The organism is Psychrobacter sp. DWR1-2-3 (assembly GCF_049896465.1).
In the GTDB taxonomy this organism is placed as follows: Bacteria; Pseudomonadota; Gammaproteobacteria; order Pseudomonadales; family Moraxellaceae; genus Psychrobacter; species Psychrobacter maritimus.
This window is the reverse complement of record NZ_JAFCUJ010000006.1, coordinates 54,674-73,519: the sequence shown is the minus strand read 5'-3', so window position 1 is coordinate 73,519 and position 18,846 is coordinate 54,674. Positions and strand designations below refer to the sequence as shown.

Sequence of the window (18,846 nt, the reverse complement as noted above, 5' to 3'; positions counted from 1 at the left end):
ATCTACAGTCGCATTTTACTTATCATAGTCAGCATAACCAATGAGCAGTTAACCTTAACCCAATAGCTCTTTTAGGATTTGGTTTACTTGTTGCGGGTTGGCACTACCACGGCTGGCTTTCATCACTTGACCAACCAGACCGTTAAAGGCTTTTTCTTTACCGCCGCGATACTCGTCGACCATCGCTTGATTTTTCGCGATAACTTCTTCAACGATGGCTTTGATAGCGCCGGTATCGGTTTCCTGCTTAAGACCTTTTTCTTCGATGATTTTATCAGCGGCGTCATCAGCGTCGCCGCCTTCACGCTCATAGAGAGCACTAAAGACTTTCTTAGCCAATTTGCCAGATAGGGTATCGTCTTTAATACGCGCTAGCATACCAGCCAATTGCTTGGCACTGATAGGCGAGTCGATGATGTCTTTATCATCTTTGTTAAGTGCACCGAGCAGATCGCCCATGACCCAGTTAGCCGCCATTTTGGCATCCTGTTGTCCAACCTCAGCGACGACATCTTCAAAATAATCGGCTAGCGGACGGCTACCGGTTAGGATACGAGCGTCATATTCTGATAGACCAAGTGCCTCTTCAAAACGGGCGCGGCGAGCAACCGGCAATTCAGGCATCGCTGCACGAATGCTATCAACGGTATGCTGCTCGATACGGACAGGCAGCAAGTCAGGGTCAGGGAAGTAGCGATAGTCGTTGGCGTCTTCTTTGGTACGCATGGTACGAGTTTCATCGCGCTCTGGATCGTACAGCATCGTGGCTTGGATGACTTTACCGCCGTCCTCAATGATATCGATTTGGCGCTCGATTTCACGGTTGATAGCGCGCTCGATAAAGCGGAACGAGTTGAGGTTTTTCAGCTCAGTACGTGTGCCAAGCTCGCTTCCTGGCTTGCGCACAGAGACGTTACAGTCGCAGCGGAATGAGCCTTCTGCCATGATGGCATCAGAGATACCAAGCCATGTGACCAGCTGGTGAATGGCTTTGATATAAGCAAGGGCTTCATGAGCTGAGCGCATATCAGGCTCAGAGACGATTTCGATTAATGGCGTACCAGCGCGGTTCAAATCCACGCCTGTCATGCCATCGACGGCATCATGCACAGATTTACCGGCATCTTCTTCTAAATGGGCGCGGGTGATGCCCATGCGTTTAGGGTATTCGTTTTTCTCGCCTTCATTGACCACGACATCGATATAACCCTTGCCAACGATAGGATTGGCCATTTGGGTAATTTGATAGCCTTTTGGTAAATCAGGGTAGAAGTAGTTTTTACGATCAAACGTATTAAATAAACCCAGCTCAGCATTGACGCCAATGCCGAATTTTAAGGCGCGATCGACGACGCCACTGTTTAATACGGGCAAGACACCCGGCAGACCTAAATCGACGATACTGGCTTGGGTGTTTGGCTCATGACCAAAGTCAGTCGGTGCGCTGGAAAATATCTTACTTTCGGTATTGAGCTGGCAGTGAATCTCAATCCCGATGACCACTTCATAGCCATCGACGAACAGCTCTTTACGGATGATTTCTTGGTGAGCGGCATTATCAGTAGTAGTTGCTGTGTTCATTATACCGTCTCCTTCGCGATGGTAGAGTGTTGTAAATGGTGGTCGGTATGCTGCTGGAATAGGTGCGCGGTAGAGAGCAACTTGCTCTCTTGCCAATACTGACCAATCAATTGCAGGCCAATTGGCAAACCATTTGAGGTTAAACCAACAGGCTGACTAAGTGCAGGTAAACCGGCTAAGTTAACACCGATGGTATATACGTCACCCAAATACATCGTCGCAGGGTCAAGGTCTTCACCAAGCTTATAAGCAGCGGTTGGCGCGGTTGGACTGGCGATGACATCACAGTTAGCAAAAGCGTCTTCGAAGTCTTTGACGATGATACGACGTACTTTTTGTGCCTTGGTGTAATAAGCATCAAAGTAACCAGCGGATAGCGCATAAGTACCAGTCAAAATACGACGTTGTACTTCAGGGCCAAAGCCTTCTGAGCGTGAGCGCGTGTATAAGTCGAGAAGGTCGGTTGGGTTTTCACAGCGATAACCAAAACGCACGCCATCAAAACGTGACAGGTTCGATGAGGCTTCCGCTGGTGCGAGCATATAATAAGTCGCAAGGGTAATCTCAGGGTCAGTAATATTGACCTCTACAATCGTTGCACCAAGCGCTTCGTATTGCTTTAGCGCTGCACGTACCGCTTGTTCGACTTCCGTATCTAGTCCGCTCGTAAAGTACTCTTTTGCCACGCCAATACGTAAGCCTTCTAATGGCTTCGCGTTATCACCAGCGGCAGTGACCGCAGCATTCAAATCTTGGACATAATCTGGCATATCATGTTTGATAGAAGTGGCGTCGCGTGGATCATGACCAATCATCGGTTGTAGCAGATACGCACAGTCCATGGCACTACGACCCATGCTACCTGCTTGGTCAAGACTTGAGGCGTAGGCAATCATACCGAAGCGCGAGATACGACCATAAGTTGGCTTGATACCGGTTAAACCACAAAATGACGCTGGCTGACGAATAGAACCACCCGTGTCACTAGCGGTAGCAACGGGCACAAAGCCTGCGGCGACGGCGGCAGCACTACCACCTGATGAGCCACCGGGGACGTGATTTAGATTCCAAGGATTGTGTACCGCACCATAATGCGAGCTCTCATTATCCGAGCCCATCGCAAACTCATCCATATTGAGCTTGCCAAGGCTAATCATGCCCGCTTTATCAATATTGGTGACAATGGTTGCGTCATAAGGTGAAATGAAGTTATGTAGCATTTTTGAACCACAAGTCGTCAATACGCCTTGGGTACAAAAAATATCTTTGTGTGCCATCGGTACGCCAAGCAGTGGACGCTTGTCGCCTTGGGCACGCATCTCATCTGCTGCTTGTGCTTGTGCGCGCGCGGTTTCAGAGGTATGAGTGATAAAACTGTTAATCTTGCTGTCAAGCGCGTCGATGCGCTTTATATAATGTTCAGTTAATTCCGCGCTGCTAAATTGTTTGTCTTGCAAGCCCGTAATAAGCTGCTGGGTACTTAAGAGGTGAAGTTCAGACATAAGGTGTCGTCCGTCAAAATGTGAGTAGCAGTAAATAGGATAAAATAAAGGTAAAAATTATTAGAATAATTATTCAATCACTTGTGGCACAAGGTATAGACCCGCTTCAACAGCAGGGGCCATTGATTGATTGCGCTCGCGATTGATATCGTGTTTGGCGACGTCTGCGCGCAAATCTTGGCAAACTTCATGAATGTTTGACAAGGGTTTGATATCGGTGGTGTCTACATTGCCAAGCGTTTGCATCAGCTTTAGTACTTTGGTGATATCGTCGGCGTAGCTGCTGGCGGTGTCTTCATCAACACCTAAGCGCGCAAGGCGGGCAACTTCTAAGATTTCTTGACGGCTGACAGTATTTTCAGTCGCTGGGGTTGGCTGTGACATAATTTCTCCAGTTAAGGACAGTTTTTATTAGAGTAGGGTATGACTAAAATGGGTCAGTATTAAGAGAGATAATCGCTAAAACATACTAAAATAGGTTAAAAAATATGAAAACACAGGCTCTATCTGTATGTTTTATAGAGAGTGTCCTTATTATAAAGCATCTCAGTCAAGATTACAGAGCAGGGCTTTGATTGCTGCATTATTATCTATGCTTTATTGGTTTTTATGCTTCATTCATTTTTATGTTTTGCTCGTTGGCTTTATGAGGCGCTGCTGTTATTAAGCCTTGCTGTTACTAAGCGCGCAACTGTCTTTATTAATATAGTCAATCTTAAATGAAACAAGTACAAGTATTATAACGCGCTACTGGTATTCATTTTCCTTGCTTGCTGTGCCTACGCAGACAGAGGCTGCGCAAACTGAATACCAGTAGCTCTGTGTTTATTTTATAGCGGATTGCCTATAGGCTGACTTTAGAAAACAGCCCTATTTGCAAAATTGACCGGATAGTTATGGATTGATTATCAATTACTCACTATTTGGTTATGAAATACGTTACAGTATGCACCCACTGCTAAGCAAATTAATAAGCAAAACACTCAGCAGAAATGTCACATGGCTGTAGCGCCTTGTTAGTTATTGAATTAAATGATGTTTCATTAAATGAAGTGGTATTGTCCGCCATTTCAAACTTTGTAACAACTTTTAGCGCTTAAGAGCAAAATCCTAGCGTACTGATGCAAATATCTGTGTTTTTTTTGAGCTAAATCGGTATAATTTAGCTCAGTTTTTGCATTTCATCATTATGGCTTCGGTTTGACTTGTTGCGATGATAAACTCTCGCCACAGGTCATGTCTAACGACGACCTGCTCAACACTGACGAGTAAACCCTCAGTCAATTTCGTTCGCCTCATTCGCCTCATTTGTAAGACGCTGGATATATTAGTCATGAACCTGTTTGGATTTTTATCAAATAATATCGCAATCGACCTCGGTACTGCGAACACCCTTATTTTTATTCCTGGTAAAGGCGTGGTGCTCGACGAGCCTACGGTGGTCGCGCTACGAAGTAATCGTACCCAGAACCCTACCGTTGCCGCCGTTGGTATTGATGCCAAGCAAATGCTAGGTCGTACGCCTGCCAATATTACGGCGATTCGCCCGTTAAAAGACGGCGTGATTGCGGATTTTGAAGTGACGCAAAAAATGCTCAAGCATTTTATCACTAAGGTAAGAGCCAAGCGTTTTATGGCACAGCCTAACGTGGTGGTTTGTGTTCCTTGCAAATCAACCCTTGTTGAACGTAAAGCGATTCGCGAAGCGGTCTCATCAGCAGGCGCAAGCAAAGTATTGTTGCTAGAAGAGCCTATGGCGGCAGCAATTGGTGCTGGCATGCCGGTTCATGAAGCCAGTGGTTCAATGGTGGTCGATATCGGTGGTGGCACCACTGAGATTGCTGTTATCGCATTGTCAGGTTGCGTCTATGCGGAGTCGATTCGTATCGGTGGCGATATGTTTGACGAAGCCATCATTACTCACGTACGCCGTACCCATGGTTGCGTGATTGGTGAAACCACCGCTGAACGTATCAAACAAGAAGTTGGCTCAGCATTAAATGAAGACAGCCAGCTAGAAGTTGAAGTTCGCGGTCGTAGTATGGCAGAAGGCGTGCCAAAGACCTTTACGGTCAATTCAGAAGAAGTGCAAAAAGCCCTTAGCGATCCATTAAGTGGTATCGTCAGCGCAGTAAAAACCGCACTTGAGCAAACACCACCTGAGCTGTCATCAGATATCGCAGAACGCGGTATTGTATTGACTGGCGGCGGTGCGTTATTAAGAGGTTTAGATAAGCTGATTTCAAAAGAGACCGGTCTACCTGTTACTGTTGCTGAAGATCCATTAACTTGCGTCAGCCGCGGCGGTGGTATTTCGCTTGATTTTATCAATAACAAAAGTCTTAATATGATTTTTGTCTAAATCGGTAATGCTTATATAGGTGGTGCTGTTCATATAGTTGGTACCGTTTATTTCGTACTGCCTATATAGTTAGTAATCAGGCATGGCTATATTTGCTCTGTTTGATGAACGCTAGCATGACATTGCGTGGGCGCTTTATCATAAAAACCGTTTTTTCTTATTCGTTTTATTCTATTAAAGGTAGCCAATCAGGTTGCCTTTAATAACATTAATCCATGCTAAAACCCATGCCAAAATTCATGCTGAAATTAAATAGCAGCACGATATTACTTGCTTGGTCGTTTTGGTCATTGGTTTTTAGCATTGCTATAGTTAGTTTAAAATAAAAGCGCTACATTATAGTTATGTGCGACTGGTATAAATCTTCCTTGCTTGCTGTTATCACAAAGGCTACGAAAAATTCATCCCAGTCGCATTGTATCGATTTCAAAATTGTATCGATTTTAAAGTAGTTCTACTATATCGACGAGATGCTAAGTACAAAATTTTGATAGGGTCATATTTTATATCTTGATATTTGCTATTGTTATGTCAAGTAGCCGTTATTGCTCACATTAAAACCTCTAGATTAGACCAACTATGATTCCAAGTATTTTTGCTCGCCAACCGCTAGCGCTTCGTAAGACTGCTATTGTATTGATAGTGGCGCTGATATTGATGTGGTTTGATAGCAAAAATCCAGAATGGTTCAATCCCATACGTACGACCACCCATGCCGCCATGCAGCCCATTTATGAGCTGTCGTTATTGCCAAGCTATGCAAAACACTGGTCAAGTGGCAGTTTGCAATCTAAAGAAGCGCTACGCCGCGAAAACATGCAGCTAAAGTCGCAACTTATTCACGCGCAAGCTAAATTGCAGCAGCAAGATTATATCTTGGCACAAAACGCTCGCCTGCAAGGTATCCTATCGACCACACGTCCCGAACAGTTTGATTTAAATTTGGCCCAAGTGATTGGTACTGATACCAATCTGCTCAGGCAAATCGTGGTGCTCAATAAAGGCGAGCAAGATGGCGTGCAAGTGGGTCAAACGGTCATCGATGAAGACGGTATCTTAGGACAGATTATTAATGTCTATCCCAATACCAGCCGCTTGTTATTGATTACCGATGAGCAGCAGTCTGTTGCCGTAACCGTCAAGCGTACGGGACAGCGCGCCATTGTCACCGGTGAGGGCATACCGACCTCTTTACGTCTAAACTATGTTTTTAAAACCTCAGATGTGCGCGTCGGTGATGAGCTGGTGTCATCGGGATTGGGCGGGCGTATACCGGCAGGGTATCGGGTTGGGCGCATTGCTCATGTTGAAGATACGCAAGCCGATAACTTTAGAAGTATTGAAGTCACGCCAGCGGCAAACTTTATCGACAATGCTTACGTGCTGGTGCTACAAGATAAGCTGAGCAATAAACGCAATGCAGGCATCAGTGAAAATTAATAGCTTATTCATAAGAAAGTATAGCTTGTCATAATCCATAGCGTGCATGTATGGATAGATGGATGATATCCAAAGATATTATTAACCGTTAACCGCCGTGTTATTCCCCTCAATGCTAGATTAATAGTCAAATAGCAGCCGCTAAACACTCGCTAAAGGTAAGTATTCATGGCATATCCTGATTCTGATAATGCAACTGGGCTGTTGCTTGCCGTGATTGTCCTGAGCTTTATTGTCGCCTCCTCGCTCAGTGTTTATCCGTTAAGCCCGAGCATGGCAACATTGCGCCCGATGGTTATGATGATGGTGCTGATTTTTTGGTTACTGTTTCAACCGCGTTATGTTGGGGTTTTTGCCGCCTTTACCATTGGTATCATCGCTGATTTGTTGATGGACACACACTTAGGTCAGCAAGCCTTTGCTGCCGTGATGGTGGCATTGGTGATAAAAGTCACTAGCATCTATATCAGACAGCTAAATACCATCAGTGCGTGGTTAATTGCCAGCCTAGGATTGGTTATCTTCCAAGTTACTTTATGGATATTACAGATGTATATCCAAGATACCTTTGTCGCCCAATCTGCCTTATCTTTATTGATGAGTATTATAAGTTGGCCATTGGTGCTGTTTATATTACGCAAATTTGCACGCTGATTTTAGATGCTTATTAATCTGCAACACTAAAAAGTCATAAATTTATAAAATAAGAGAATAGCAATGAAACTCATTTTAGCGTCTGGCTCACCGCGCCGTCATGAGCTGTTAACCAGAGCGCAACTGGACTTCACGGTCATGAGCGTCGATATCGATGAGACGCCTCATATTGACGAAGCGCCCAAAGCGTATATTGAACGTATGGTCGCTACCAAGGCAGAGGCAGCAGTCGAACAATTAAATAGAGCATTGAATAAAGATTTAAACGACAAACAAGCTGACTTACCCGAATCCATTATTATTTTAACCGCTGATACCATCGGTGTCTTAGCAGACGGCAAGACAGTGCTGGTTAAACCGGCTAATCGTGAAGACGCTTATCGCATGTGGCAGCAGATGTCTGATAATGTCCATGAAGTCTGGACAGCGGTGCAAGCAACCCATATAGCATTCTCCTCTGAGAATGCTAGCAGCCCAAATAATAAGCCAGTATTGCAAGTCGTTAATCAGCAAAAAATTACTGAGCGTACCGAAGTGACCTTTATACCTTTAACCATAGAAATGATGAGTAATTACTGGGACAGCGGCGAGCCTGCTGATAAAGCGGGTGGTTACGGCATTCAGGGTTTGGGTGCAGCATGGGTGAGCCGTATCAATGGCAGCTATACCAATGTGGTTGGTTTGCCGCTGGCACAGACATTGGCGCTTATAAACAAGATGCAAATAAATGACATGCAACTAAAAGAAATACCAGAGGATGAAGCTAAGGCTGTCAATTCGCTAAAAGCAGATGGCTAGCCCTTATGCACATAATGACACGGTAGGGTGATGGGCAAACGCAAGGTGCATTTGGTACACTGTGAGGCTACCAAACTATGAACGCTTCACAAGAAAGCTGAGTGATAAGAGAAAATATTATGTCCGAAGAGCTGCTGATTAATATTAGTCCCATGGAATCTCGGGTCGCCGTGTTGGATAACGGTGTCTTAGGCGAGATTTATATTGAGCGTCATCATAAACTGGGTTTGGTCGGCAATATCTATCTAGGGACGGTGGTACGTGTGCTTCCCGGTATGCAAGCAGCTTTTGTTGATATTGGACAATCGCGCACCGCATTTTTACATGTCAATGATATGCAGCGTGAACCGCGTCCAGTCGCCGAAAAGAAAAACAAATCCCAAGATTCGACCAATAACGAACGCACTATTATAGACGCTGCTACTGATGAATTAGCAATCACGCCGCCCGTTGTCAGTGCGCAAAGCACTGAAGTCGTCCCCGTTACAAAAACTCTGATTCAGCATCGTCTACACGAAAGCCAACGTATTTTAGTACAAGTCACCAAAGACCAGCTCGGTAGCAAGGGTGCGCGTCTAACCACCAATATCTCGCTACCATCACGTTATTTAGTGTACCTGCCATCAAGTGAGCATATCGGTATCTCGCAACGTATCGATGGCGACGAAGAGCGCACACGGCTGAAAACTGAGCTTGCTAGCCTGATGCAAACGGTCAACCTAAAAGGCGGTCTCATTGCTCGTACAGCGGCTGAGCGTGTCCCTGTTGATAAGCTTGAAGAAGATATTTACTATCTATTGCAGCTGTGGCGCACTATTTGTGCCCGTCGCCAAGAAATGAAGCCCAATCAAAGCTCCGAGCTTATCTATCAGGAGTTATCGCTACCTTTGCGCTCGATTCGTGACTTGGTACATGCCGATACCGAAAAAGTGGTGATTGATAATGAACAAATTTATGAGCAAGTTAGATACTTTGCCAAAGAATTTGTCCCCTTTGTCTATGACCGTATTGTGCATTATACCGCTGAGCAATCACTGTTTGATGTGCACCGTGTCGAAGACGATTTACGCGACGCCCTAAAACGGCGGGTTGACTTAAAGTCGGGTGGCTATCTGATTATCGATCAGACTGAAGCCATGACCACGATTGATGTCAATACTGGCTCATTCGTTGGCGCGCGCTCGTTAGAAGATACCGTTTATAAAACCAATCTTGAAGCCACCCATGCTATTGCACGGCAGCTACGTCTACGCAATCTAGGCGGTATTATTATTCTAGATTTTATTGATATGCTAGAGCAGCAGCATAAAGACGATATTTTAGAGAGTTTGCAAGCACAGCTGACACAAGATTATGCCAAAACCAAAATCACCCAAGTCAGTGAGCTTGGCTTGGTTGAGATGACGCGCAAACGTACGCGCGAATCGCTCGGTCAGCAGCTTTGTGAGCCGTGCTCAACCTGTCAGGGTCGCGGCTTTGTTAAAACCGCTGAAACCGTCTGCTTTGAGATTTTCCGTGAAATCATGCGCTGTGCTCGTACTTATAACTCACCAAAGAAATTTACCGTGGTCGCCCATGCTGCCGTGATAGATTTATTACTGACTTCAGAATCGGACACCGTGGCAGATTTAGAGTACCTATTGGGTCGGGTAATTACCTTTGACGTTGAGAATCTTTATACCCAAGAGCAGTATGATATTGTTCTAGATTAAGCGTTTATTATTAAATACCCAAAGCAAGTAGTTTAGAGATTAGCGACTGCATAAGTTAATCTTTAATGACCAATACTCTTATAAAAAGTGGGGATGTAGTGTACAAATAATGTTTTATATCAATTACTATCTAACATCATTGCAAATAACCTCCTTGCAATGGGTCAAAAATTATGTATAATACACACCACTGAATTATATATGCGCAGCCAATCAAACAGCTGGCGCTATGACAGCTAGAGCATCGTTTCTAGCACTATTTCATTATGCCTTTGCTGACATCCTATAATGGAAGGGTCGGCGGGGCTTTAAACTATTTTGCTTTTAGTACGCTATAAGTTCCGTTAACGAACTCATTCTGGTTTAGAACAGAAGGCCGCTTTAAGTGAATATTTAACCAAACGGCTTTTGCTCATTTACTTGCAAAGCAAGAATGACAAAGGCACATATTAGGAGCTTGCTGGCATGGCTAACCAGAGAATCCGTATCCGTCTTAAGTCTTTTGATCATCGTCTGATTGATCAATCTGCACAAGAGATTGTTGATACTGCAAAGCGCACCGGTGCGCAAGTTTGTGGTCCTGTACCGTTGCCGACTCGCATTGAGCGCTTCAACGTTCTAACCTCACCACACGTAAACAAAGACGCTCGTGATCAGTACGAAATCCGTACTCATAAGCGTATGGTTGACATCGTTCAACCTACCGACAAAACTGTGGATGCGCTAATGAAGCTTGACTTGGCGGCGGGTGTTGACGTTCAAATTGCTTTGGGTTAATGCACATAAACACCCAACCCATTAATATAAGATATAAAGAGGTCTAAAATGGCGATCGGTTTAGTCGGTAAAAAATGCGGCATGACCCGTGTCTTCACTGAAGCAGGCGCATCTATCCCTGTAACAGTGGTTGAGATCAGTGCTAACCGCATTACTCAAGTAAAAAATACTGATGTAGATGGCTATCAAGCCATCCAAGTTACCACAGGTACCCGTCGTGACAGCCGCGTAACAGCAGCTCAAAAAGGTCACTTCGCTAAAGCTGGTGTTGCAGCTGGCCGTGGTGTTTGGGAATTTCGTGCCAATGAAAGCGATCTTGAAGGTCGTGAAATTGGCGGTGAGATCCTAGCTGACTTGTTCGAACAAGGTCAGATGGTTGATGTCACAGGACAGAGTAAAGGTAAAGGCTTTCAAGGCGGCGTGAAGCGTCACAACTTCAGCATGCAAGATGCCACTCATGGTAACTCAGTATCTCACCGTGCCCTTGGTTCAACTGGTCAAAACCAGTCACCAGGTAAAGTCTTCAAAGGCAAAAAAATGCCAGGTCAGATGGGTAACAAACGTGTTACCGTTCAGGGCCTAGAAGTGATATCGGTTGATGTTGAAAAAGGGTTACTTGTCATCAAGGGTGCTATCCCAGGTGCCACCGGTGGCGATGTCATCGTACGTCCGTCAGTCAAAGCCTAAGCAAGGGGATTAACGTGGATTTAAAAACAGTTACAGGGGCGGCAGTTGAGCTTTCTGATACGGCTTTCGGTCGTGAATTCAACGAAGCATTAGTGCATCAAGTCGTCACCGCATATCTTGCTGGTGCTCGTCAAGGTACACGCGCTCAAAAAACCCGTGCCGAAGTTTCTGGCGGTGGCATTAAGCCATGGCGCCAAAAAGGTACTGGTCGCGCTCGTGCAGGTTCTATTCGTAGCCCAATCTGGCGTTCTGGTGGTCGTGCATTCGCTGCAAAACCACAAGATTGGTCACAAAAAGTTAACCGTAAGATGTATCGCGGTGCGATGCAGTGCATCCTAGCCGAATTGATTCGTCAAGATCGTCTAATTTTGGTTGAAGAGCTAAGCGTTTCTGGCCCTAAGACCAAAGAGCTGATTGCAAAGTTAAATGACTTAGGCGCACCTCGTGCACTAATCGTCACCAAAGAAGTTGACGAAAACTTATACTTAGCTGCTCGCAACATTCCACACGTCAATGTACTTGGTACAAACGAAGTGGATCCAGTGAGCTTGATTGCTTTTGATAAAGTAATCATGTCAGTTGAAGCTGCGAAACAATTTGAGGAAGCACTAGCATGAATAACGCAAGACTTTATCAGATCCTAAGAGGACCTGTATTCTCAGAGAAATCTCAAATGCTTGGCGATTCACTTGGTGTGCAGGTATTTAAAATTGACTCTAACGCTACTAAGCTAGAAGTCAAAAAAGCAGTTGAGATGATGTTCGAAGGCGTTGAAGTTTTAAAAGTAAACACTTTGAATGTTAAAGGTAAGACAAAGCGTTTTGGTAAGAATATCGGCCGTCGTAATGACTATAAAAAAGCCTACGTTACCTTAAAAGCTGGTCAAGATGTACAAATGGCTGATGCTGGTGAAGACGTCGCAAAAACGACTGCTTCTACTAGTGAAACAGCGAACAACGAATAAGGATTACACTCATGCCTATCGTAAAAGCAAAGCCAACATCACCAGGCCGTCGTTTTGTTGAAAAAGTGGTGCATCCACACCTTTACAAAGGTCGTCCTTTTGCAGCGCTTCTCGAATCAAAAAGTAAGTCAGGTGGTCGTAACAATAATGGTCGCATCACGACTCGTCACATCGGTGGTGGTCATAAGCAACATTATCGTATTATCGATTTCAAACGTACTAAAGACAATATCCCAGCCACGGTAGAGCGTATCGAATACGATCCTAACCGTACTGCGCACATTGCTTTACTTAAGTACGCTGATGGTGAACGCCGCTATATCATTGCTGCTAAAAAACAAGCAGTTGGTGATACAGTAATGTCAGGAGAGAACTCTCCAATCCGTCCAGGTAACTGTTTACCGCTGAAAAACATCCCATTGGGTACTGTGATTCACAATATCGAACTTAAAATCGGTAAAGGTGCACAGCTAGCTCGTTCTGCGGGTGCCAGCGTTCAATTACTTGGTCGTGACGGTATTTATGCTATTCTACGTCTACGTTCTGGCGAAACACGCCGCGTACACGTGAACTGCCGTGCCGTTATCGGTGAAGTTTCTAACACTGAAAACAACTTGAAATCACTTGGTAAAGCCGGTGCTTCACGTTGGCGTGGTGTTCGTCCTTCTGTTCGTGGTGTTGCTATGAACCCGGTTGATCACCCACATGGTGGTGGTGAAGGTCGTAACAAAGGTCGCCATCCAACCAGCCCTTGGGGTCAGAAGTCTAAAGGACTTAAAACGCGTCACAATAAGCGTACTGACAGTATGATCATCCGCCGCCGCGCCAAGAAGAAATAAAGGAAGAATTTCATGCCTCGTTCATTGAAAAAAGGTCCATTCATAGACGCGCACTTGTTTGCCAAAGTTGAGAATGCATTAGACACCAACTCACGCAAACCAATTAAGACTTGGTCGCGCCGCTCGATGATTTTGCCACAAATGGTTGGCCTAACCTTATCTGTTCACAACGGCCGTACTCATGTACCGGTTATCGTGAGCGAACAGATGGTTGGTCATAAACTAGGTGAATTTGCCCCGACTCGTACGTATCGTGGTCATGGCATTGACAGAAAAGCTAAGAAATAAGGTGCTTACCATGGAAGTAACTGCAAAATTACGCGGTGCCGCCATTTCGGCACAAAAAGTTAGACTCGTTGCTGATGAAGTTCGTGGCAAATCTATCGAGCGTGCTTTGGATATCCTAACGTATAGTAATAAAAAAGGCGCTGTCTTCGTTAAGAAATGTCTTGACTCAGCCATCGCCAATGCCGAACATAACAACGGTTTAGATATTGATACCCTTAAAGTATCAACCATCTACGTTGATGAAGGCATTACGCTAAAACGTATCCTACCACGTGCTAAAGGTCGCGCTGATCGTATCAGTAAGCGTACTTGTCACATCACTATAAAGGTAGGAGAATAAGTTATGGGTCAAAAAGTACATCCAATCGGAATTCGTCTTGGTGTTGTCAAAAAGCATAACGCAAACTGGTATGCTAACCCTAAACAATACTCAGAATACCTGATCAACGACATCCAAGTCCGCGAGTATCTACGCAAAAAACTAGATAATGCTATGATTAGCAATATCATGATTGAGCGTCCTACTGGTGCTGCTAAGATTACCATCGCCACTGCGCGTCCTGGTATTGTTATCGGTAAGAAAGGCGAAGATATCGAAAGACTTCAAAAAGAATTGACCAAAATTATGGGCGTACCTGCTCAGGTCAACATTGAAGAAATCACTTCACCTGATCTTGATGCACGTTTGGTCGCTGATGGTATCGGCAGCCAACTTGAGCGTCGCGTTATGTTCCGTCGTGCGATGAAACGCGCGGTACAGAACAGCATGCGCTCTGGTGCTAAAGGTATTAAAGTTGAGTTGTCTGGCCGTCTTGGCGGTGCTGAGATCGCTCGTACTGAATGGTACCGTGAAGGTCGTGTGCCATTGCATACACTCCGCGCTGATATTGACTACGCGTCAGTACGTGCAGAGACAACTTACGGCACTATCGGTGTAAAAGTTTGGATTTTCCGTGGCGAAATCCTTGACGGCATGAACAGTGTATACAATCCCGTCAAAGAAGAGCAGACTCGTGCGCCAAAACGCCGTGGTCGTGGAAACGGAAACCGTCGAAACACAGACAGAGGTTAAACTATGTTACAGCCAAAACGTACCAAGTTTCGTAAAATGCACAAAGGTCGTAACACTGGGCTAGCTCATCGTGGAAGCACCGTTGCATTCGGACAAATTGGTCTAAAATCGTTGACTCGTGGTCGTATGACTGCCCGTCAAATTGAAGCAGCACGTCGTACCATCACTCGTAAAATTAAGCGTGGCGGTAAGATTTGGATTCGTGTATTCCCAGACAAACCAATTACCAATAAACCACTAGAAGTACGTATGGGTAAAGGTAAAGGTCCTGTAGAATATTGGGTATGCGAAGTCAAACCTGGTAAAATGCTATATGAAATCGAAGGGGTTTCAGAAGACCTTGCTCGCGAAGCGTTAACGCTTGCTGCAGCAAAACTGCCCTTTAAAACTACCATTGTTAAGCGGACGATAATGTAATGAAGATCAGTGAATTACGTGATAAATCATTAGAAGAACTGACCCAGTTACTTGATGAAAAGCAACTTGATGCTTTCCGTATTCGTATGGCTAAAGCAACTGGTCAGTTGGGGAATACCCATGAAGTGCGTGTCAATCGTCGTGCGATTGCTCAGCTTCAGACTTTGATTAACGAGAAACAACGAGGCGACTCATGAGCGATAACAATCAAACAGCGACCAATGCTAGCGTATTGACAGGACGAGTTGTCAGCGACAAGATGGACAAGTCCATCACAGTTTTGATTGAGCGTCTGGTTCGTCATCCTTTGTATGGCAAACAGCTTCGTCGTTCTACAAAAATCAAGGCTCATGATGAGAATAACGTTTGCCAACAAGGCGACCTTGTCCGCATCAAAGAAACGCGTCCAATCTCAAAAACCAAGTCTTGGACTTTGGTTGAAGTGGTTGAAAAAGTAGAAAAAATCTAAGTAAATTGCATTAAAAGCCAGAAGCTGTTAAAATAGCCGCCTTTTTAAGGATGCTGATTGCGCCGAGCGTATATCACTCACATTAAGAGTAGCAGCGGTTATTATTATTAAAATGCCGACTACTCATACTGTGCTAGCGGCAGCAACTGGTTTTTATTGCTCATACGTGTGGAGTAACGCTATGATTCAGGTTGAATCGATGCTGGAAGTTGCAGATAATAGCGGTGCAAGACGAGTTCAGTGCATTAAAGTACTGGGTGGCTCTCATCGTCGTTATGCATCAGTTGGCGACATTATTAAAGTAACGGTTAAAGAAGCCATTCCGCGTGGTCGTGTTAAAAAAGGCGACGTGATGAATGCTGTAGTTGTACGTACCAAAAAAGGCGTTCGTCGTCCTGATGGTTCTGTTCTGCGTTTTGACGACAATGCTGCGGTATTGTTGAACCAAAACAAAGCACCGATTGCAACTCGTATTTTTGGACCGGTAACTCGTGAACTACGTGGTGATCAGTTTATGAAAATTGTATCACTAGCACCAGAAGTATTGTGAGGTAATCCATGTCAAAATTACGTAAAGGCGATACAGTTATCGTGATTGCTGGGAAAGACAAAGGCAAGCAAGGTACTGTACAAGCTGTAAAAAATGATCGTATTAAAGTTGAAGGCATTAATATTGTTACTAAACATCAGAAGCCAAATCAGGCAACTGGCGTTGAAGGTGGCATTCTTAAGCAAGAAGCTTTTCTGCATATCTCAAATGTCGCAATATTAAATGCGCAAACCCAAAAAGCTGATCGTATTACTTATCAGTTCGGCGAAGACGGCAAGAAACAACGCGTCTATCGTTCGAACGGTGAAGTAGTGGCGACTGCGTAAGACACTAAGGGTGTAATGGTAATGGCAAGATTAAAATCTTTATATAACGAAGAATTAAAGCAGCAAATCAAAGAAGAACTTGGTTTGGCGAATGTGATGCAAGTGCCTAAAATCACTAAAATCACACTAAATATGGGTGTAGGCGGCGCGTCTCAAGACAAGAAATTGCTTGAAGGTGCAGTAGCTGACATGACCGCTATCGCTGGTCAAAAACCTGTTGTCACCAAAGCGCGTAAATCAGTTGCTGGCTTTAAAATTCGTGAAGAATGGCCAATTGGCTGTAAAGTAACGCTACGCGGTGAGCAAATGTACGAATTTTTAGATCGTCTCATTGCCATTGCAATTCCTCGTATTCGTGATTTCCGCGGTTTTTCACCTAAAGCCTTTGACGGACGTGGTAACTACTCATTGGGTATCAAAGAACAAATCGTATTCCCAGAAGTAGACTTTGACAAGATTGATCGTATCCGCGGTATGGATGTGACAATCACCACGTCAGCTGGTACTGATGAAGAAGGTCGTGCGTTGCTTAAAGCATTCGGCTTCCCATTTAAATAAGGTAAAGACGTTATGGCAAAGAAGAGCATGATTAACCGCGAATTAAAGCGCGAAAAAATGGTTGCTAAGTACGCTGACAAGCGTATCAAGCTAAAAGAAACTATCAGTGATATGACTGCAAGTGACGAAACTCGTATGGAAGCGATGTTAGAGCTACAAGCTCTACCACGTAACGCATCACCAGTACGTCTGCGCAATCGTTGTGCTATCACAGGTCGTCCTCACGGTTACTTCCGCAAGTTTGGCTTATCACGCAATATGCTGCGTGAGCGTGTCATGCAAGGCGATGTGCCTGGTGTTCGTAAAGCAAGCTGGTAAGGAGTAACTATATGAGTATGCAAGATACCGTTGGGGATATGCTAACCCGTATTCGTAACGCACAAATGGCCAATAAAGTATCGGTAGCAATGCCGAGCTCTAAACTACGTAAATCAATCGCTGACTTATTGGTTAGTGAAGGTTATGTAGCTAGCGCTGTTGTTACTGAAGAAGACAACAACAAAGCAACTTTATCTATCGAATTGAAATACTTCGAAGGTAAAGCTGTTATCGAAACGATTCAACGTTTTAGCCGTCCTGGTTTACGCCAGCATCGCGGTAAAGACGCTATCCCTACTGTTAAACAAGGTATGGGTGTTGCTATCGTATCAACTAGCCAAGGTATCATGAGCGATCGTGCTGCACGCGCTGCTGGTATCGGTGGTGAAGTCGTTGCATTCGTTGCCTAATTAGCAATTGTTGCTATGGGTAATGAGACGATAAAGTCTACTTGAACCCCTTTGAGCTGATGATAACTCTGTATAGAATTAACGAAGCTCAAAGAACGCTAAGCATTTGATATTGATAAAATTGAATGATGTTTATTGGGAACAATTATGCTAAACTAGCAGGCTTTTTAGCCTGTTAGTTTTTTCGCTAATATAAAGAAGTTAATTTTTTAAGGAATATTCCTATGTCTCGTGTGGCTAAAGCCCCAGTGACGCTGCCAAACGGCGTAAGCGTTACTTTGAACGATCGGCAGGTCGAAGTTAAAGGCAAGAACGGCAATTTGTCTTTACGCCTGCATGATTTGGTCGAGCTGAAACAGGAAGATGATGCAATCATTTTCTCACCTACAGTCGATTCAAAAGAAGCCATGATGCACACTGGCACCATGCGCGCGCTGCTTAACAACTATGTTACAGGCGTTAATGAAGGCTTCGAAAGACGTCTTCAGCTAATTGGTGTTGGTTATCGTGCTCAAGCTACTGGTAATAAAGTAACGCTAAACGTTGGTTACTCACATCCAGTAGAATATACGTTACCTGAAGGTGTATCGGCTGAAACACCAACGCAAACTGAAATTGTTTTGAAATCAAACAATAAGCAGCAGCTTGGTCAAGCAGCGGCTAATATCCGCGCTTTCCGCCCACCAGAGCCTTACAAAGGTAAAGGTATTCGTTATAGTGACGAGCATGTGATTCGAAAAGAAGCCAAGAAAAAATAAGGTGAGTTGAAATGTTTGATAAAAAAGCAGCTCGTCTACGTCGAGCTAAGAAAACCCGCGCACATATCCGTTTCTTGGGCGTTCATCGTCTAACGGTTAACCGTACGCCGAAACACATTTATGCCCAGATTATCTCTCCGAACGGTGGTGAAGTGATTGCTCAGGCATCTACCTTAGACAGCAGTTTGCGTTCAGGCGCGACTGGTAACGCTGATGCAGCGACGTCTGTGGGCCAATTGATCGCAGAACGCGCAAAAGCAGCTGGTATCACTAAAGTTGCCTTTGACCGTAGTGGTTTTAAATATCATGGTCGAGTTAAAGCTTTAGCTGAAGCTGCTCGCGAAAACGGATTGGAGTTTTAATC

25 protein-coding genes and 1 pseudogene are annotated in these 18,846 nt (G+C 44.6%); 23 read left to right on the top strand and 3 right to left on the bottom strand.

Going from position 1 to position 18,846, the window contains the following annotated elements:
- Positions 1–54: 54 nt before the first annotated feature.
- The 3 genes from gatB to gatC form a co-directional block, all read right to left on the bottom strand.
- Positions 55–1,581 carry an Asp-tRNA(Asn)/Glu-tRNA(Gln) amidotransferase subunit GatB gene (gene gatB, locus ACP7AA_RS10810; RefSeq protein WP_426223558.1) on the bottom strand — a complete coding sequence of 509 codons (1,527 nt, stop codon included), beginning with the start codon at positions 1,579–1,581 and terminating at the stop codon, positions 55–57.
- Positions 1,581–3,083 carry an Asp-tRNA(Asn)/Glu-tRNA(Gln) amidotransferase subunit GatA gene (gene gatA, locus ACP7AA_RS10805; RefSeq protein ID WP_426223557.1) on the bottom strand — a complete coding sequence of 501 codons (1,503 nt, stop codon included), beginning with the start codon at positions 3,081–3,083 and terminating at the stop codon, positions 1,581–1,583. Before gatA ends, gatB begins: the two co-directional genes overlap by 1 nt.
- A gap of 69 nt (positions 3,084–3,152) precedes the next feature.
- Positions 3,153–3,467 (bottom strand): Asp-tRNA(Asn)/Glu-tRNA(Gln) amidotransferase subunit GatC, encoded by a 315-nt coding sequence (gene gatC, locus ACP7AA_RS10800; RefSeq protein WP_183621128.1) that lies wholly within the window; start codon positions 3,465–3,467, stop codon positions 3,153–3,155.
- A 940-nt stretch (positions 3,468–4,407) separates the two neighbouring features.
- On the opposite strand from gatC, the gene ACP7AA_RS10795 reads away from it, so the two are divergent.
- The 23 genes and pseudogenes from ACP7AA_RS10795 (at position 4,408) to rplR (ending at position 18,844) form a co-directional block, all read left to right on the top strand.
- Positions 4,408–5,445 carry a rod shape-determining protein gene (locus tag ACP7AA_RS10795; protein WP_201562784.1) on the top strand — a complete coding sequence of 346 codons (1,038 nt, stop codon included), beginning with the start codon at positions 4,408–4,410 and terminating at the stop codon, positions 5,443–5,445.
- Between the two features lie 579 nt (positions 5,446–6,024).
- On the top strand, positions 6,025–6,885 hold the full coding sequence (gene mreC, locus ACP7AA_RS10790; protein ID WP_201619944.1) for a rod shape-determining protein MreC: 861 nt from the start codon (positions 6,025–6,027) through the stop codon (positions 6,883–6,885).
- 168 nt (positions 6,886–7,053) lie between these two features.
- Positions 7,054–7,539: a rod shape-determining protein MreD gene (mreD, locus tag ACP7AA_RS10785; RefSeq protein ID WP_201619945.1), complete on the top strand. Its 486-nt coding sequence runs from the start codon at positions 7,054–7,056 to the stop codon at positions 7,537–7,539.
- Positions 7,540–7,602: 63 nt separating this feature from the next.
- Positions 7,603–8,337, top strand: a complete 735-nt coding sequence (locus ACP7AA_RS10780; protein WP_426223556.1) for a Maf family protein — start codon at positions 7,603–7,605, stop codon at positions 8,335–8,337.
- Between the two features lie 119 nt (positions 8,338–8,456).
- On the top strand, positions 8,457–10,049 hold the full coding sequence (locus tag ACP7AA_RS10775; protein ID WP_201629445.1) for an Rne/Rng family ribonuclease: 1,593 nt from the start codon (positions 8,457–8,459) through the stop codon (positions 10,047–10,049).
- A 465-nt stretch (positions 10,050–10,514) separates the two neighbouring features.
- The gene (gene rpsJ, locus ACP7AA_RS10770; protein ID WP_010196670.1) at positions 10,515–10,826 is read left to right on the top strand and encodes a 30S ribosomal protein S10; all 312 of its coding nucleotides are present in this window, start codon (positions 10,515–10,517) and stop codon (positions 10,824–10,826) included.
- Positions 10,827–10,874: 48 nt separating this feature from the next.
- Positions 10,875–11,513, top strand: a complete 639-nt coding sequence (rplC, locus tag ACP7AA_RS10765) for a 50S ribosomal protein L3 (RefSeq protein WP_201562653.1) — start codon at positions 10,875–10,877, stop codon at positions 11,511–11,513.
- Positions 11,514–11,527: 14 nt separating this feature from the next.
- The gene (rplD, locus tag ACP7AA_RS10760; protein ID WP_149490930.1) at positions 11,528–12,130 is read left to right on the top strand and encodes a 50S ribosomal protein L4; all 603 of its coding nucleotides are present in this window, start codon (positions 11,528–11,530) and stop codon (positions 12,128–12,130) included.
- Positions 12,127–12,477 (top strand): 50S ribosomal protein L23, encoded by a 351-nt coding sequence (rplW, locus tag ACP7AA_RS10755; RefSeq protein WP_183621135.1) that lies wholly within the window; start codon positions 12,127–12,129, stop codon positions 12,475–12,477. The genes rplD and rplW overlap by 4 nt, the downstream gene beginning before the upstream one ends.
- A gap of 11 nt (positions 12,478–12,488) precedes the next feature.
- The gene (rplB, locus tag ACP7AA_RS10750; RefSeq protein ID WP_149490928.1) at positions 12,489–13,316 is read left to right on the top strand and encodes a 50S ribosomal protein L2; all 828 of its coding nucleotides are present in this window, start codon (positions 12,489–12,491) and stop codon (positions 13,314–13,316) included.
- A gap of 12 nt (positions 13,317–13,328) precedes the next feature.
- Positions 13,329–13,604 carry a 30S ribosomal protein S19 gene (rpsS, locus tag ACP7AA_RS10745; RefSeq protein WP_021813372.1) on the top strand — a complete coding sequence of 92 codons (276 nt, stop codon included), beginning with the start codon at positions 13,329–13,331 and terminating at the stop codon, positions 13,602–13,604.
- 10 nt (positions 13,605–13,614) lie between these two features.
- On the top strand, positions 13,615–13,944 hold the full coding sequence (rplV, locus tag ACP7AA_RS10740; RefSeq protein ID WP_068408473.1) for a 50S ribosomal protein L22: 330 nt from the start codon (positions 13,615–13,617) through the stop codon (positions 13,942–13,944).
- A gap of 3 nt (positions 13,945–13,947) precedes the next feature.
- Positions 13,948–14,740 (top strand): annotated as a pseudogene (rpsC, locus tag ACP7AA_RS10735) (30S ribosomal protein S3).
- Entirely contained in the window at positions 14,680–15,093 is a 414-nt protein-coding gene (gene rplP / locus ACP7AA_RS10730; protein WP_183621137.1) for a 50S ribosomal protein L16, read from the top strand. Before rpsC ends, rplP begins: the two are co-directional and overlap by 61 nt.
- Positions 15,093–15,290: a 50S ribosomal protein L29 gene (rpmC, locus tag ACP7AA_RS10725; protein WP_011279794.1), complete on the top strand. Its 198-nt coding sequence runs from the start codon at positions 15,093–15,095 to the stop codon at positions 15,288–15,290. Before rplP ends, rpmC begins: the two co-directional genes overlap by 1 nt.
- On the top strand, positions 15,287–15,562 hold the full coding sequence (rpsQ, locus tag ACP7AA_RS10720) for a 30S ribosomal protein S17 (RefSeq protein ID WP_201562651.1): 276 nt from the start codon (positions 15,287–15,289) through the stop codon (positions 15,560–15,562). The genes rpmC and rpsQ overlap by 4 nt, the downstream gene beginning before the upstream one ends.
- A gap of 181 nt (positions 15,563–15,743) precedes the next feature.
- Positions 15,744–16,112, top strand: coding sequence for a 50S ribosomal protein L14 (gene rplN, locus ACP7AA_RS10715; RefSeq protein WP_010196702.1), 369 nt, complete (start codon positions 15,744–15,746; stop codon positions 16,110–16,112).
- An 8-nt stretch (positions 16,113–16,120) separates the two neighbouring features.
- Entirely contained in the window at positions 16,121–16,438 is a 318-nt protein-coding gene (gene rplX, locus ACP7AA_RS10710; protein WP_011279796.1) for a 50S ribosomal protein L24, read from the top strand.
- 21 nt (positions 16,439–16,459) lie between these two features.
- The gene (gene rplE / locus ACP7AA_RS10705) at positions 16,460–16,996 is read left to right on the top strand and encodes a 50S ribosomal protein L5 (RefSeq protein ID WP_102077550.1); all 537 of its coding nucleotides are present in this window, start codon (positions 16,460–16,462) and stop codon (positions 16,994–16,996) included.
- A 12-nt stretch (positions 16,997–17,008) separates the two neighbouring features.
- Positions 17,009–17,314, top strand: a complete 306-nt coding sequence (rpsN, locus tag ACP7AA_RS10700; protein WP_011279798.1) for a 30S ribosomal protein S14 — start codon at positions 17,009–17,011, stop codon at positions 17,312–17,314.
- 11 nt (positions 17,315–17,325) lie between these two features.
- Entirely contained in the window at positions 17,326–17,724 is a 399-nt protein-coding gene (rpsH, locus tag ACP7AA_RS10695) for a 30S ribosomal protein S8 (protein ID WP_201562649.1), read from the top strand.
- 224 nt (positions 17,725–17,948) lie between these two features.
- Positions 17,949–18,482, top strand: coding sequence for a 50S ribosomal protein L6 (rplF, locus tag ACP7AA_RS10690; protein ID WP_183621140.1), 534 nt, complete (start codon positions 17,949–17,951; stop codon positions 18,480–18,482).
- An 11-nt stretch (positions 18,483–18,493) separates the two neighbouring features.
- Positions 18,494–18,844, top strand: a complete 351-nt coding sequence (rplR, locus tag ACP7AA_RS10685; protein WP_149490924.1) for a 50S ribosomal protein L18 — start codon at positions 18,494–18,496, stop codon at positions 18,842–18,844.
- Positions 18,845–18,846: the final 2 nt, after the last annotated feature.

Bases quoted from the DNA above. Each gene is read 5' to 3' on its own strand.
- rplC (WP_201562653.1), top strand. From the start codon at position 10,875: ATGGCGATCGGTTTAGTCGGTAAAAAATGCGGCATGACCCGTGTCTTC.
- mreD (WP_201619945.1), top strand. From the start codon at position 7,054: ATGGCATATCCTGATTCTGATAATGCAACTGGGCTGTTGCTTGCCGTG.
- rpsS (WP_021813372.1), top strand. From the start codon at position 13,329: ATGCCTCGTTCATTGAAAAAAGGTCCATTCATAGACGCGCACTTGTTT.
- mreC (WP_201619944.1), top strand. From the start codon at position 6,025: ATGATTCCAAGTATTTTTGCTCGCCAACCGCTAGCGCTTCGTAAGACT.
- rplP (WP_183621137.1), top strand. From the start codon at position 14,680: ATGTTACAGCCAAAACGTACCAAGTTTCGTAAAATGCACAAAGGTCGT.
- rplB (WP_149490928.1), top strand. From the start codon at position 12,489: ATGCCTATCGTAAAAGCAAAGCCAACATCACCAGGCCGTCGTTTTGTT.
- ACP7AA_RS10775 (WP_201629445.1), top strand. From the start codon at position 8,457: ATGTCCGAAGAGCTGCTGATTAATATTAGTCCCATGGAATCTCGGGTC.
- rplN (WP_010196702.1), top strand. From the start codon at position 15,744: ATGATTCAGGTTGAATCGATGCTGGAAGTTGCAGATAATAGCGGTGCA.
- rpsJ (WP_010196670.1), top strand. From the start codon at position 10,515: ATGGCTAACCAGAGAATCCGTATCCGTCTTAAGTCTTTTGATCATCGT.
- gatC (WP_183621128.1), bottom strand. From the start codon at position 3,467: ATGTCACAGCCAACCCCAGCGACTGAAAATACTGTCAGCCGTCAAGAA.
- gatB (WP_426223558.1), bottom strand. From the start codon at position 1,581: ATGAACACAGCAACTACTACTGATAATGCCGCTCACCAAGAAATCATC.
- rplW (WP_183621135.1), top strand. From the start codon at position 12,127: ATGAATAACGCAAGACTTTATCAGATCCTAAGAGGACCTGTATTCTCA.
- rpsH (WP_201562649.1), top strand. From the start codon at position 17,326: ATGAGTATGCAAGATACCGTTGGGGATATGCTAACCCGTATTCGTAAC.
- rpmC (WP_011279794.1), top strand. From the start codon at position 15,093: ATGAAGATCAGTGAATTACGTGATAAATCATTAGAAGAACTGACCCAG.
- rplX (WP_011279796.1), top strand. From the start codon at position 16,121: ATGTCAAAATTACGTAAAGGCGATACAGTTATCGTGATTGCTGGGAAA.
- rpsQ (WP_201562651.1), top strand. From the start codon at position 15,287: ATGAGCGATAACAATCAAACAGCGACCAATGCTAGCGTATTGACAGGA.
- ACP7AA_RS10780 (WP_426223556.1), top strand. From the start codon at position 7,603: ATGAAACTCATTTTAGCGTCTGGCTCACCGCGCCGTCATGAGCTGTTA.
- rplV (WP_068408473.1), top strand. From the start codon at position 13,615: ATGGAAGTAACTGCAAAATTACGCGGTGCCGCCATTTCGGCACAAAAA.
- gatA (WP_426223557.1), bottom strand. From the start codon at position 3,083: ATGTCTGAACTTCACCTCTTAAGTACCCAGCAGCTTATTACGGGCTTG.
- rplF (WP_183621140.1), top strand. From the start codon at position 17,949: ATGTCTCGTGTGGCTAAAGCCCCAGTGACGCTGCCAAACGGCGTAAGC.
- rplE (WP_102077550.1), top strand. From the start codon at position 16,460: ATGGCAAGATTAAAATCTTTATATAACGAAGAATTAAAGCAGCAAATC.
- rpsN (WP_011279798.1), top strand. From the start codon at position 17,009: ATGGCAAAGAAGAGCATGATTAACCGCGAATTAAAGCGCGAAAAAATG.
- rplR (WP_149490924.1), top strand. From the start codon at position 18,494: ATGTTTGATAAAAAAGCAGCTCGTCTACGTCGAGCTAAGAAAACCCGC.